The following is a 12,839-nucleotide window of genomic DNA, read 5'->3' on the forward strand; positions in this document are numbered from 1 at the left end:
ACGAAGGAAGCTCAGCCATGAGCGACACCCATATCACCGATGCCGACGACGTCGCCTTCACGGCCTCGCCGGGCGAACAGCTCAAGCGCGAGCGCGAGTCGCAGGGCCTTTCCCGCGAGGAGGTCGCGGAGTCCCTGAACCTGCGCCCTGCGGTGATCCAGGGGCTCGAGGACGACAACTACGAAGAGGTCCCCGTCGCCGCCTATCGGCGGGGCTACCTGCGCTCCTATGCCCACCTGCTGGGCCTCGACGACCGCCCGGTGCTGGAGGCCTACCGGGCGCGTTTCGGCGGCGAGGAGCAGGAGCGCAGGGTGACACCGGTGCATGTCACCCGTCCGCCGTCACGCATCGGCGCCTGGCTGTTCCGGCTGGTCACCCTGCTGGTGATCGCCGGGCTGATCGGCCTGACGCTGCTGTGGTGGCAGAGCCGTGGCGGCAACGAGCCTCCCGGGGTCAGCGACAGCGGGCCGGTGTCGGTGGACAGCCTCGACGGCAGCACCACCATCACCGAGAGCGACGAGGCACCGGCCACCGAAGAGGAGTCGGGCGAACTCGGCGCCCTGCCGCCGCTGCCCGAAGAGGAGAGTGACCTGGGCCTGGTCGAGGACCCCCAGGCCATCGGCGACCTCCCCGCCGGCCAGGTGGATGCCGGCCCGGCCCATATCATCGCCGCCGATCGCGGTGCACCCGACGAGGCCGAGCAGGAGACACTGGTCGAGGAGGCCACGGAAGCCGAGCCGGCCCCGGCCGCCGACCCGCGGGTACTGGAGCTGACCTTCAACGAGCAGTCCTGGACCGAGATCTTCGATGCCAACAACCAGCGCATCCTCGTCGGTCTTCAGGAACCCGGCACCACGGCAAGCGTCGAAGGCGAACCACCGTTCCGCCTGACCGTGGGCAACGCCACCGGCGTCGAGCTCCTCTGGGGCGGCGAATCCATCGACCTCAGCGCTCGCGCCGGCGCCAACAACGTCGCCCGCTTCACCCTGGGAGAATGATTCCGTCATCATGCATGCCCAATCCCCCATCCAGAGACGCCCGTCACGCCAGATCCATGTCGGCAGGGTAGCGGTCGGCGGCGATGCCCCCATCTCCGTGCAGAGCATGACCAACACCGACACCCTGGACGTGGCTGCCACCGTGGCCCAGATCCGCCAGCTCGAGACCGCCGGCGCCGATATCGTGCGCGTCTCGGTGCCCGACATGGACGCCGCCGAGGCCTTCGGCCGCATCAAGCGCCAGGTCGACGTCCCCCTGGTGGCCGACATCCACTTCGACTACAAGATCGCCCTGCGCGTCGCCGAACTCGGCGTCGACTGCCTGCGCATCAACCCCGGCAACATCGGCCGGGAAGACCGGGTCAGGGCCGTGGTCTCGGCCGCCCGCGACAACGGCATCCCGATCCGCATCGGCGTCAACGCCGGCTCGCTGGAGAAGGACCTGCAGAAGAAGTACGGCGAGCCGACCCCCGAGGCGCTGGTGGAATCGGCGATGCGTCATATCGACCATCTGGATCGTCTCGACTTCCAGGAGTACAAGGTCAGCGTCAAGGCCTCGGACGTGTTCATGGCCGTGGCCGCCTACCGCCAGTTGGCCAGGCTGATCGAGCAGCCGCTGCACCTGGGCATCACCGAGGCCGGCGGGCTGCGCTCGGGCACCGTCAAGTCCTCCATCGGCCTGGGCCTGCTGCTGATGGACGGCATCGGCGACACCATCCGCGTGTCGCTGGCCGCCGATCCCGTCGAGGAGGTCAAGGTCGGCTATGACATGCTCAAGAGCCTTCGCCTGCGCTCGAAGGGCATCAACTTCATCGCCTGCCCCAGCTGCTCGCGGCAGAACTTCGACGTCATCGGCACCATGAATGCCCTCGAGGAGCGCCTCGAGGACATCATGACGCCGCTGGACGTCTCGGTGATCGGCTGCGTGGTCAACGGCCCCGGCGAGGCCAAGGAGAGCGATGTCGGCCTCACCGGCGGCAGCCCCGCCAACCTCGTCTACCTCGACGGCAAGCCGGCCTCCAAGCTGCGCAACGACCACCTGGTCGACGACCTGGAGCGGCTGATCCGCGACAAGGTGCGCGAGAAGGAGCAGGCCGAGAAGGACCTGATCGCCCGCGGGGCCTGACCCGCCGACGACCCATCAAGGAGTTACCGTTGAGCAAGAAGATCCAGGCCATCCGTGGCATGAACGACCTGCTGCCCGGCCAGTCGGCGCCGTGGCAGTACTTCGAGGGACAGGTGCGCGCGCTGATGCAGCGCTACGGCTATGACGAGATCCGCACCCCCATCGTCGAGCAGACCGCATTGTTCGCCCGCTCCATCGGCGAGGTCACCGATATCGTCGAGAAGGAGATGTACACCTTCGAGGACCGCAACGGCGACAGCCTGACCCTGCGCCCCGAGGGCACCGCGAGCTGCGTGCGCGCCGCCATGGAGCACGGCCTGCTGCACAACCAGACCCAGCGGCTCTGGTACCAGGGCCCGATGTTCCGTCACGAGCGTCCCCAGAAGGGCCGCTACCGGCAGTTCCATCAGGTCGGCGTGGAGACCTTCGGCCTCGACGGCCCCGACATCGACGCCGAGGTGATCCTGCTCTCGGCCCGGCTGTGGCAGCAACTGGGGCTCTTCGAGCACGTCACCCTGGAGCTCAACTCCCTGGGGTCGTCGCAGGCCCGGGCCGCCTACCGCGACCTGCTGGTGGCCTACTTCGAGCGCCACCATGCCCTGCTCGACGAGGACTCCCGCCGGCGCCTGACGAGCAACCCGCTGCGCATCCTCGACTCCAAGAACCCCGACATGGCCGAGATGCTCGCCGGCGCACCGAAGCTGATGGATCACCTCGACGACGCCTCGCGCGAGCATTTCGAGCAGCTCACCGCGCTGCTCGACGCCGCCGGCATCGACTACGTGATCAATCCGCGCCTGGTACGCGGCCTGGACTACTACGGCCGCACCGTCTTCGAGTGGACCACCACCGCGCTGGGCAGCCAGGGCACCGTCTGTGCCGGTGGCCGCTACGACGGCCTGGTGGAGCAGCTCGGCGGCAAGCCGACCCCCGCGGTGGGCTTCGCCCTGGGTATCGAGCGCCTGATCCTGCTGCTCGAGACCCTGGCGCTGGTGCCCGAGGGTGCCCGCGGCGAGCTCGATCTCTACCTGCTGCCGATGGATGACGCCGCCACCCGCCAGGCGCTGCTGCTCGGCGAGCGGCTGCGCGGCGAGCTGCCCGCGCTGCGCGCCCAGTTGCACTGCGGCGGCGGCAGCTTCAAGAGCCGCATCAAGAAGGCCGACCGCAGCGGCGCCCGCCTGGCGCTGTTGCTCGGCGAGGACGAATTGGCCCAGGGCACGGCCACGCTGAAGTTCCTGCGCGAGGAGCGCGAGCAGCTGAGCCTGCCCCAGGCGGAGCTCAAAGCCACCCTGGCAGCGCTGCTGGCAGGCGAGAACGCCTGAGCGACCCGTTTCAGGATCCCGACGCCGATCCGATTCAGGATCCCGAACCGGATCCTCCAGGACAGAAGGAGACCGCCTGTGGCGGAGCTGAGAACCGAAGAAGAGCAGCTTGATGCGATCAAGCGCTGGTGGAAGGAGAACGGCACCTCGCTGATCGCCGGGGTCGCCATCGCCGCGGCCGGCGTGTTCGGCTGGAACGCCTGGCAGAACTATCAGGAGAACCAGGCCCAGGCCGCCTCCATGCGTTACCAGCAGCTGATCAACCTGACCGCCGGCAACGAACTCGACGAGGCCGACATCGGCGAGGCCCGCGCACTGGTGGCGGAGATCATCGACAGCCACGGCAGGACGCTCTATGCCGACCTGGCACGACTGGTCGATGCCCGGCTGGCGGTGGCCCAGGGCGATCAGGCCGCGGCCCGCGACGCCCTGGAAGGGGCCATCGATGCCAGCTCCCGTGATTACGTGCAGGGCCTGGCACGGCTGCGCCTGGCGCGACTGCAGGTCGCCGATGGCGATGCCGAGGCCGCACTCGCCACCCTCGACGCCGGTGTCCCGGAGGCACTGGCCGCCCAGCGCGCCGACGTCCGCGGCGACGCCTATCACGCCCTGGGCCGCGAGGACGAGGCCCGCGAGGCATGGGAAGAGGCACTGGGACTCGCCGAGGAGCGCGATCAACCGCTCTATGGCGTCCAGCTCAAGCTCGACAACCTGGGTTTTGACGAGGCCACGCTATGAAACCGACACTCCTGATCGCCGCCGCCGCGAGCCTGGCCCTGCTGGCTGGATGCGCCGGCAAGGTGGAACCGCAGTACCCGCCCAAGGACCTCGAGCGCTTCGAGGAGAGCGTCAGCCTGGATAGCGCCTGGAGCGAACGGGTCGGGCGTGGCCTCGGCCGCGCGAGCTACCCCATCGCCCCGGCCCGGGACGGCGACACCGTCTTCGCCGCCGACGAGCGCGGCCGGCTGATGGCGCTGGATGCCGGTGACGGCAGCCGGCGCTGGCAGCAGGACCTGGACGTGGCCATCTCCAGCGGGCTCACCGCCGTGGCGAACCGGGTCTACCTGGGCACCCGCAACGGCGAGGTGCTGGCCATCGACCAGCGTGATGGCGAGGTGCTCTGGCGCACCCGGGTCCCCAGCGAGGTGCTGGCCGCGCCCCAGCCCAGCCAGCAGCTGCTGGTGGTGCAGAGCGTCGACGGCAGCGTCACCGCCCTGGATCGGGCCAGCGGCGAGGAACGCTGGACCTACAGCACCACCCGGCCGGCGCTGACCCTGCGCGGCACCGGCACCCCCATGGTGATCGACCCGGTCACCTTCGCCGGCATGCCCAACGGCCGCCTGGTGACCCTGGACAACCGCAACGGCCAGCCGCTGTGGGACATGCGCATCGCCGTGCCCCAGGGCCGCAGCGACATCGACCGGCTGGTCGACCTGGCCGCCCAGCCGGTGCTGACCCCGGACGGCCGCCTCTTCGTGACCAGCTACAACGGTCGCCTGGTCGCCCTGGAAGCCACCCAGGGCGAGGTGCTGTGGGATCGCGAGCTCTCCAGCTATCTGACCCCGATCCTGGTCGGCGACTTCCTGTTCACCGTCAACGAGGCCAGCCATGTCATCGCCCTGGACGCCAACAGCGGCGACGAGATCTGGCGCAACGAGTCCCTTGAGGGACGTCGCATCACCGCCCCGGCCTTCGCCGACGGCAGCCTGGTATTCGGCGACTTCGAAGGCTACCTGCACCTGATCGAGGCGCGCAGCGGCGAGTTGTCCGGCCGCACCCGCGTCGACCGCTCGGGCATCAGCGTGCGCCCCCTCACCGAGGGACGTCGCATCCATGTGCTGGCCGACGACGGCAGCCTAGAGACCCTGGACATCCAATGACCCCCGTGATCGCCCTGGTCGGCCGCCCCAATGTGGGCAAGTCGACCCTGTTCAACCGCCTGACCCGCTCCCGGGACGCCCTGGTGGCCGATTTCCCGGGGCTCACCCGCGACCGCAAGTACGGCAACGGCGTGCTCGGCGGCAAGGCGTACACGGTGATCGACACCGGCGGCATCAGCGGTGACGAGGAGGGCATCGACGCGGCCATGGCCGAGCAGTCGCTGCAGGCCATCGACGAGGCCGACATCGTGCTGTTCATGGTCGACGCCCGCGCCGGCCTCAACGTCGCCGACGAGGCCATCGCCAACCACCTGCGGGTCAACCAGAAGAAGACCTGGCTGGTGGTCAACAAGACCGACGGCCTGGAAGAGCACACCGCCATGGCCGACTTCTGGCAGTTGGGGCTCGGCGACCCGCACCCCATCGCCGCCGCCCATGGCCGCAACGTCACCGGCCTGATCGAGGCGGTGCTCGAGCCCTTCCCCGAACGCGACGAAGGCATCCCCGCCGACACCGGCACCAAGGGCATCCGCATCGGCGTGATCGGTCGCCCCAACGTGGGCAAGTCGACGCTGGTCAACCGCCTGCTCGGCGAGGAGCGGGTGGTGGTGTTCGACGAAGCCGGTACCACCCGCGACGCCATCGAGATCCCCTTCGAGCGCCGCGGCAAGCCCTACGTGCTGGTGGACACCGCCGGCGTCCGGCGACGCAAGAACGTCCGCGAGATCGCCGAGAAGTTCTCGATCATCAAGACCCTCGAGGCGATCAAGGAGTGCCATGTCGCGGTCATGGTGCTGGATGCCCGCAGCGGCCTGGTCGAACAGGACCTGCACCTGCTCGACTATGTGCTGACCAGCGGCCGTGCCCTGGTGCTGGCGGTCAACAAGTGGGACGGCCTGGAAAGCGAGGCCAAGGACAGGATGCGCGCCGAGGTCAAGCGCCGGCTGGGCTTCGCCGACTACGCCGAGCTGCACTTCATCTCGGCGTTGCACGGCACCGGAGTGGGTGACCTCTACCCCTCCATCGAGCGCGCCTTCGCCTCGGCCAACAGCCACTGGTCGACCAACCGCCTGACCACCATCCTCCAGGATGCGGTGGAGCAGCACCAGCCACCGCTGGTCAATGGCCGGCGCATCAAGCTGCGCATGGCCCACCAGGGCGGCAGCAACCCGCCGATCATCGTGGTCCACGGCAACCAGACATCGTCGCTGCCCGAGGCCTACCGTCGCTACCTGACCAACACCTTCCGCAAGGTGCTCAAGGTGCGTGGCACCCCGCTGCGCTTCGAGTTCCGCTCGGGCAAGAACCCCTTCGACAGCATGGCCGGGGCCAGCGACAAGGAGAAGGCCAAGAAGCGCGAACTGGGCCGTACCCGCGAGGCGCGCAAGAGCCGCCGCTGAGTCAATGCCGCCTCCCCCCCATACCGCCCGCCCGACCCGTCCTCCACGACTGGCCGGGCGGTGTCGTTCCGGGCCGACAGTTTCGCTTTCCCGGCGAGCCGGCAGGGCACACAACGCCTTGACAGGGAAGCCCGGTAGCCCTGAAATACGCCTCTCGCTGCAATGCAGCACCGACCCTGTCCCCGAGGCCCTCATGATGCTCCCCCGTCCCTCGCCGCGCCGCTGGCGCCTGCTCGCCCCGCTCTGCCTGGCGGTACTGCTCGGCGGCTGCCTGGCGATCCCCCAGACCGGCCTGTTCGCCTTCCGCCTGGCGATCACCTCGCTGGGTGTCGAGAACGTGCGCATCGGTCCCTACTCGATCCAGGCCGGCCTCGATACCAGCGACATCACCTCGCTGATCGCCTCGAGCCTGGGCATGGGCAGCCTGCCGGTGCAGGCCACCCTGGCCATGGGCCTCGGCCTGCCCGCCGGCATGCCGGCGGTGGAGATGTCGGGCTTCCGCTGGACCCTGAACGTGCCCGGCGCCGAGGCGATCAGCGGCAACTACCAGGAGGAGGTCACCCTGACCTCAGGCGATGACGCCAACCTGCGGCTGCCGGTCGCCTTCGACCTGCTGGGCGCCGACCGCAACCGCCTGGCCCCGCTGGTGGAGCTGGCCAGCCAGATGGCCAGCCAGGGGGAACTGCCCGCCGGCAGCGAACTGGCGATCACCCCGGGGGATCTGCGTGGGCTGGGCATGACCCTGCCCGCCGGCCTGTGGACGCCGACCCTGCGCTTCGCGGTGGGCGAGGACGGCGAGCTGACGCCCCAGCGCTGATCCGCCGGCGCCGCCTCCACATGATTCAAGGGGCCGGCATCACACGCAACACCCGCCCCGCGGCGCTGTCGGTCAACAGGTAGAGGGCGCCATCCGGCCCGCTGCGGACGTCACGAATCCGCTCGTCGAGTTCCGTGAACAAGGCTTCCTGGCCCACGATCTCGCCATCCTCGCGGATCAGGCGGCGCACCTGGCGAGCGGCCAGCGCCGCGACGAACAGGTCGCCGCGCCACTCGGGAAATCGCTCCCCGTCATACACGGTCATGCCCGAGGGAGCGATGGATGGTGTCCAGTGCAGCACGGGCGGCTCGAACCCCGGCAGCTCGGTGAAGGGCGTGACACGCGCCCCGGTATAGTCGACGCCATGCGTGACCAGTGGCCAGCCATAGTTGGCGCCGGGAAGGATACGATTGAGTTCGTCACCGCCACGGGGGCCATGCTCGTGAATGAGCAGCTCACTTCGCGTCTCGTCGAAGACGACCCCCTGGATATTGCGATGGCCGATGCTGTAGAGCTCCGCTCGCGCTTCACTGGCAGCGACGAAGGGGTTGTCGCCGGGCACCGAGCCAGCAGGGGTCAAGCGGACCAGGCTGCCCAGGTGGTTGCCCGGATTCTGGGCCTGTTCACGGTAGTCGAAGCCATCGCCCAGCCCCAGTACCAGGGTATCGTCCGGCAGGAAGGTCAGACGGCCGCCGTAGTGGGAGCGTCCCTGCCTGTCCGGCTCGGCGCGAAACAGCGTCTCTCGTGCGACCAACCGCCGGCCGTCGAAGCGAGCGCGATCCAGGCAGGTCGTGTTGGCGGCACGCGTGCCACAGGCATAGCTCAGGTACACCCACCCACTGTCGGGATGATCCGGCGCCAGCGCCACCTCGAACAACCCCGCCTGGCCACCGACGAAGACCTCGGGCACACCCGCAACGGGCGCCTCGCGCAGCGTGCCATCGGCGTCGATCAGGCGCAGCCGCCCGACGCGTTCGGTGACCAGCATGCCGCCCCCGGGCAGGAAGGCCAGCGACCAGGGATGGTCGAGCCCCTCGGCCAGGGTCTCGATCCGGTAGTCCACGGCGAGCGCCATGGTGCACGCCGACAGACCGACGGCGGTCAGCAGGACACGACCGAATCGACGCATGTTTCACTCCTCTGCCGGGTCACCCGGAGGCCCCGTCCCAGTCGAGATACGCCAGGATGGCATAGCCCCAGCCGCCCAGGGCGGCGGTCGCCATCATCGCCAGGGTTCCCTCCAGGCTGCGAGTGGCCGCGATCAGGGTCGGCATCGGCGCCAGGGCATCGACGATCGACAGCATGACCCATAGCCCGAGCGACGCCGCCAGCGCATGAATCGGCCATGCCCCGAAGCCCAGCCAGCGTGTCACCAGGGTGGCCGCCGGCATGGCCCCCAGCATCATGATGGCGACGAGGCTACCGTACAGCGGTGTGAACCCCAGCAGATCGTGGCCGGTGGTCGCCAGGCGCGTGGAGAACGGGATATCGGCACCCAACGCCGACAGCGCCGCCAGGTTGAACTGGGTCTGCACGATCGACCCCAGCAGTGTGGCGTCGAGCACGGCAGCGACATAAGCCACCAGCGGTCGCCATCGCCTCGTCACGATGACCTCTCATGAAGACTTCGATAGCAGCGCCACGCCTTCCAGCCGGCAAAATTGCCAGCAGTGCACAGGCTCATCGCATGGTCGCATGCTCTCACTGACTCTCCTGGCCCCGGGAACCATCTTTCAAGCGCTGCTGACCCACCCACTGGCAGGCGAACTGCCAGGCGACCCGACCGCTGCGTCCCCCGCGCAGGGTGGCGAAGCGGATCGCCTCGGCGCGGGCCTCGCGGTTCCAGTCGTCGGCCGTGCCGAGCTGGCTGACCCAGTGGCAGCAGGCCTCCAGGTAGACGTCCTGGTTGAAGGGATGGAAGCCGAGCCACAGGCCGAAGCGGTCCGACAGCGAGATCTTCTCCTCCACGGCGTCACCGTGGTGGAGCTCGTCGCCCACCAGCCGCGAGCCCTCGTTGTCGCTCATCGACTCGGGCAGCAGGTGGCGGCGATTGGAGGTGGCGTAGAGCAGCACATTGGGCGGCGGACCGGTGAGGGCGCCGTCGAGCACGCTCTTCAGCGCCTTGTAGGCGTCGTCGTGGCCCTCGAAGGAGAGGTCGTCGCAGTAGACCACGAAGCGATGCGGCTGATCACGCAGCTGGGTCACCAGCAGCGGCAGGCCGGCGAGGTCGTGGCGGTCGACCTGCACCAGGCGCAGGCCCTCCGGCGCCAGGGCATTGAGCAGGGCGCGAATCAGCGACGACTTGCCGCTGCCCCGCGAGCCCCACAGCAGGGCGTGGTTGGCCGGCAGCCCCTGAAGGAAGGCGCGGGTGTTGTCGACCAGCGCCAGCTTCTGGCGCTCGATGCCGAGCAAATCGTCCAGGCCCAGGGCATCCCGCGGGGGAACCGGCAGCAGCCGCCCGCCCAGGGTATGGCGCTGCCACAGGGCGGCGATGTCGCGTTCCCAGTCCACCGCCTCGGGCGGCGGCGGCAGCCAGTGTTCGACGTGATCCAGCAGGTGCAGCAGGCGGCGCGACAGCTCCGCATCCATGGCGCTCTCCCCTCGACTCGTGATGTGGCCGGCCAGTGTTGACCTGGCAGGCGTTACGGGTATCTTGTGGCGAACCCTCATGTCCCGTCCAGGGTCATAGAAGCCTGGACACAGGAGCTTGGTCACAGGAGACCTCCCATGCGCTGGATGCACTGCCTCGCCATCGGTACCCTCGGTATCGCCCTGACTGCCTGCACCACCTCGCCCACCGGGCGCTCGCAGCTGACGTTGATGTCCGACGACCAGCTCAATCAGATGGGCGCCCAGGCCTTCGCCCAGTATCAGCAAGAGCTGCCCACCGTCGGCGGTGCCCCGCTGCGCTACGTGCAGTGCGTGACCGATGCCGTGGTCCAGGCCCTACCGGCCCGCGAGCGTGACCAGAACTGGCAGGTCAAGGTCTTCGAGTCCGAGCAGGCCAACGCCTTCGCCCTGCCCGGCGGCTACGTGGGCATCAACACCGGCCTGCTCGAGATCGCCGAGAACCAGGACCAGCTCGCCGCGGTGATCGGCCACGAGATTGGCCACGTGATGGCCCGTCACGCCAATGAGCGCGCCTCCACACAAAGCGCCACCCAGTTGGGCCTGTCGGTGATCTCCTCCGCCTCGGGCATGCAGGGCCCCGGTGGCGAGCAGATGATGGCCGCGCTGGGCATGGGCGCGCAGTACGGCATCCTGCTGCCCTTCTCGCGTCGTCATGAGAGCGAGGCCGACACCATTGGGCTGAACCTGATGGCGAATGCCGGCTTCGATCCGCGCGCGAGCATTGCCCTGTGGGAGAACATGGGGGCCACCGGCGGCGGCCGGCCGCCGGCCTGGATGTCGACCCACCCGAGCCACGGCCAGCGGATGGGGGGCCTGGAGGCCGGCATGGACGAGGCCATGGCACGCTACGAGCAAGCCCGCCAGGCCGGCCGCACCCCCAACTGCCCACGGCCCTGAATGGCCCAACGCCAGCACCTCACCCCCTGAACCGGAAAGCGAATGTTGAGACTCGGACTGTTGCTGTTGATCGTGCCCATCCTGGTGCTGATGGGCGTCTACTTCTGGGAGTTGGGTGACGTGCGCGAGTGCACCCTCTCCGGCGGCTACTGGGACTACCTCGAGGGAGCCTGCCGCGACACGCCGCAGCCCTTCGCCTCCTGGCTCGACCGCCATCCCTGGCTGGTCAACGGCGGCATGCTGCTCTCGGTGGCCGGCGTGGCGCTATGCATGGTGGGGCTCTACGTCAAAAGACGCTGAATGTCCTTCGGGGCTGATCCGGCGGCAAGCAGGGCTTCCACCGCTGGGAGGCCCTAGGGGGTCAGACCCCGGCGGTGTCGAATCCGCTCGCCACGTGCACCATGACACGCCTGGCAACTTGGCTGGGGTCTGACCCTGGGGGATCCCCAGGAAATGAATAGCTAAATCAGCATATTAGGATTGAAAAAAGTCTGCATGGGCAGGCATGTTGTTAATCGCCAAAGAAACAATATGCCGAGGTGCCCATGCAGACGCTCCGATTCTTGCACAAGATCCTGGCGGCTTCAGCCCCTGTGGTGCATGCCCTGCGCTTAGAGGCCGTGTTGGCTGCGGTACAGGCACTGATCGACGGCCAGCACCTGGGCCTGACGGCCTTAGGCCGCCATCTGCCCGGTGACACGGCGCCCAAGCACGCCATCAAGCGCATCGACCGCCTGCTCGGGAACCCTCACCTGCAGCAGGAGCGACCACTCTTCTATTGGCAAGTGACGCGGCTTCTCGTCGGCAATACCCCGCATCCGCGCCTCCTGGTGGACTGGTCGCCGATCGATGATCGGGGGCACTACTTTGTGCTGCGCGCCGCGCTTCCTTTCGCCGGCCGGTCCTTCCCGATCTACGAGAAAGTCCATCACAAGGACGCCTGCCCGGTCTGCCAGCGCCATCTGCTGGACATGATCGCCGAGCTGTTGCCGGAGGGTGCCCAGCCCATTCTGGTCACCGATGCCGGCTTCAAGGGGCCCTGGTTCCGGGAGGTGGAACAGCGTGGTTGGTATTACGTCGGCCGCTTGCGGCGACCGACGCACCTCCGGTTGTCAGGCGAGGAGTGGGCGCCCGTCGCGGAGCTGTTCGCGGGGGCTCGGCGCACCCCAGACGCCTTGGGCGAGGCTGAGCTCGTCAAGAAATCCCCACTGTCCACCCGGGCCTACCGCGTCCGTCACGCCGCCAAGGGACGACGCCACCTCACCAAACAGGGTAAGCCATCACGCGCCAAGCGCAGCCGTAAGGCCGCGAAAGGCCATCGCGAACCCTGGGTGCTGGTCAGTAACCTGCCACCATCGGTTACGAGTGCCAAGAAAGTGGTGGCGATCTATCGCCAGCGGATGCAGATCGAAGAGGGCTTTCGTGACGTGAAGAGCCCGCTGTTCGGCCTGGGCTTCGGGATGCACCAGACGCGCAGCGCGCGTCGCATCGAGATTCTGCTGCTCATCGCCATGCTGGCCAGCCTGGTGCTGGTCGCCATTGGCCTGAAGACTCAGCAGGAGGGGCGGGCCCAGCAGTTCCAGAGCAACAGCCTGCAGGCACGATCGGTCTTGTCGGTTTGGCGGCTGGGGCGGGAGGCATTGAGGTACTCCCCAAACCGACTGTCACGATGTCGGCCGGATAGGCTGACGGCGTTCCTCCGGCACGAAGTCATTGCACAGCATGGAGGTGCCAGTGGGATGTAAAAACCTGGGGATCCCCCAGGGTC

The 12,839-nt window shown here is 68.4% G+C and carries 13 protein-coding genes; 10 read left to right on the forward strand and 3 right to left on the reverse strand.

All coding sequences use genetic code 11. From position 1 onward, the window contains the following. Positions 1-17: 17 nt before the first annotated feature. The 7 genes from C1H66_RS17390 to C1H66_RS17420 all read left to right on the forward strand — a co-directional run bounded on the left by C1H66_RS17390 (position 18) and on the right by C1H66_RS17420 (position 7,543). Positions 18-998, forward strand: coding sequence for a RodZ domain-containing protein (locus C1H66_RS17390; protein ID WP_102629146.1), 981 nt, complete (start codon positions 18-20; stop codon positions 996-998). Positions 999-1,008: 10 nt separating this feature from the next. Then, the gene (gene ispG, locus C1H66_RS17395; RefSeq protein WP_102629147.1) at positions 1,009-2,124 is read left to right on the forward strand and encodes a flavodoxin-dependent (E)-4-hydroxy-3-methylbut-2-enyl-diphosphate synthase; all 1,116 of its coding nucleotides are present in this window, start codon (positions 1,009-1,011) and stop codon (positions 2,122-2,124) included. Positions 2,125-2,153: 29 nt separating this feature from the next. Beyond that, the gene (gene hisS / locus C1H66_RS17400; protein WP_102629148.1) at positions 2,154-3,446 is read left to right on the forward strand and encodes a histidine--tRNA ligase; all 1,293 of its coding nucleotides are present in this window, start codon (positions 2,154-2,156) and stop codon (positions 3,444-3,446) included. Positions 3,447-3,524: 78 nt separating this feature from the next. Further along, complete coding sequence (locus C1H66_RS17405; protein WP_102629149.1) at positions 3,525-4,184, forward strand: YfgM family protein; 660 nt, start codon at positions 3,525-3,527, stop codon at positions 4,182-4,184. Continuing rightward, complete coding sequence (bamB, locus tag C1H66_RS17410) at positions 4,181-5,326, forward strand: outer membrane protein assembly factor BamB (RefSeq protein ID WP_102629150.1); 1,146 nt, start codon at positions 4,181-4,183, stop codon at positions 5,324-5,326. Before C1H66_RS17405 ends, bamB begins: the two co-directional genes overlap by 4 nt. Next, positions 5,323-6,726, forward strand: a complete 1,404-nt coding sequence (gene der, locus C1H66_RS17415) for a ribosome biogenesis GTPase Der (RefSeq protein WP_102629151.1) — start codon at positions 5,323-5,325, stop codon at positions 6,724-6,726. Before bamB ends, der begins: the two co-directional genes overlap by 4 nt. 193 nt (positions 6,727-6,919) lie before the next feature. After that, the gene (locus C1H66_RS17420; protein ID WP_370741320.1) at positions 6,920-7,543 is read left to right on the forward strand and encodes a hypothetical protein; all 624 of its coding nucleotides are present in this window, start codon (positions 6,920-6,922) and stop codon (positions 7,541-7,543) included. 25 nt (positions 7,544-7,568) lie between these two features. Here C1H66_RS17420 and C1H66_RS17425 read toward each other — a convergent pair whose 3' ends face one another. From C1H66_RS17425 to C1H66_RS17435, 3 genes are all read right to left on the reverse strand, one after another. Further along, entirely contained in the window at positions 7,569-8,672 is a 1,104-nt protein-coding gene (locus tag C1H66_RS17425; RefSeq protein ID WP_181423474.1) for a PQQ-dependent sugar dehydrogenase, read from the reverse strand. 19 nt (positions 8,673-8,691) lie between these two features. Then, positions 8,692-9,150: a hypothetical protein gene (locus C1H66_RS17430; protein WP_181423473.1), complete on the reverse strand. Its 459-nt coding sequence runs from the start codon at positions 9,148-9,150 to the stop codon at positions 8,692-8,694. A gap of 94 nt (positions 9,151-9,244) precedes the next feature. Next, a complete protein-coding gene (locus tag C1H66_RS17435) occupies positions 9,245-10,132 on the reverse strand; it encodes an ATP-binding protein (protein WP_102629152.1) in 888 nt (295 codons plus the stop codon). A 138-nt stretch (positions 10,133-10,270) separates the two neighbouring features. Between C1H66_RS17435 and C1H66_RS17440 the strand changes: the two genes are divergently transcribed. From C1H66_RS17440 to C1H66_RS17450, 3 genes are all read left to right on the forward strand, one after another. Then, positions 10,271-11,071, forward strand: a complete 801-nt coding sequence (locus C1H66_RS17440; protein ID WP_102629153.1) for a M48 family metallopeptidase — start codon at positions 10,271-10,273, stop codon at positions 11,069-11,071. A gap of 42 nt (positions 11,072-11,113) precedes the next feature. Continuing rightward, on the forward strand, positions 11,114-11,371 hold the full coding sequence (locus tag C1H66_RS17445; RefSeq protein ID WP_102629154.1) for a hypothetical protein: 258 nt from the start codon (positions 11,114-11,116) through the stop codon (positions 11,369-11,371). Between the two features lie 245 nt (positions 11,372-11,616). After that, positions 11,617-12,816: an IS4 family transposase gene (locus C1H66_RS17450; protein WP_102626463.1), complete on the forward strand. Its 1,200-nt coding sequence runs from the start codon at positions 11,617-11,619 to the stop codon at positions 12,814-12,816. The last annotated feature ends 23 nt before the right edge of the window (positions 12,817-12,839 follow it).

Origin of the sequence: Halomonas heilongjiangensis (genome assembly GCF_002879645.1) — a bacterium.
Lineage (GTDB): Bacteria > Pseudomonadota > Gammaproteobacteria > Pseudomonadales > Halomonadaceae > Halomonas > Halomonas heilongjiangensis.

What these genes read in the sequence shown, in the direction of transcription:
- C1H66_RS17390 (WP_102629146.1), top strand. Translation starts at nt 18, where the DNA reads ATGAGCGACACCCATATCACCGATGCCGACGACGTCGCCTTCACGGCC.
- ispG (WP_102629147.1), top strand. Translation starts at nt 1,009, where the DNA reads ATGCATGCCCAATCCCCCATCCAGAGACGCCCGTCACGCCAGATCCAT.
- bamB (WP_102629150.1), top strand. Translation starts at nt 4,181, where the DNA reads ATGAAACCGACACTCCTGATCGCCGCCGCCGCGAGCCTGGCCCTGCTG.
- der (WP_102629151.1), top strand. Translation starts at nt 5,323, where the DNA reads ATGACCCCCGTGATCGCCCTGGTCGGCCGCCCCAATGTGGGCAAGTCG.
- C1H66_RS17420 (WP_370741320.1), top strand. Translation starts at nt 6,920, where the DNA reads ATGATGCTCCCCCGTCCCTCGCCGCGCCGCTGGCGCCTGCTCGCCCCG.
- C1H66_RS17425 (WP_181423474.1), bottom strand. Translation starts at nt 8,672, where the DNA reads ATGCGTCGATTCGGTCGTGTCCTGCTGACCGCCGTCGGTCTGTCGGCG.
- C1H66_RS17435 (WP_102629152.1), bottom strand. Translation starts at nt 10,132, where the DNA reads ATGGATGCGGAGCTGTCGCGCCGCCTGCTGCACCTGCTGGATCACGTC.
- C1H66_RS17440 (WP_102629153.1), top strand. Translation starts at nt 10,271, where the DNA reads ATGCGCTGGATGCACTGCCTCGCCATCGGTACCCTCGGTATCGCCCTG.
- C1H66_RS17445 (WP_102629154.1), top strand. Translation starts at nt 11,114, where the DNA reads ATGTTGAGACTCGGACTGTTGCTGTTGATCGTGCCCATCCTGGTGCTG.
- C1H66_RS17450 (WP_102626463.1), top strand. Translation starts at nt 11,617, where the DNA reads ATGCAGACGCTCCGATTCTTGCACAAGATCCTGGCGGCTTCAGCCCCT.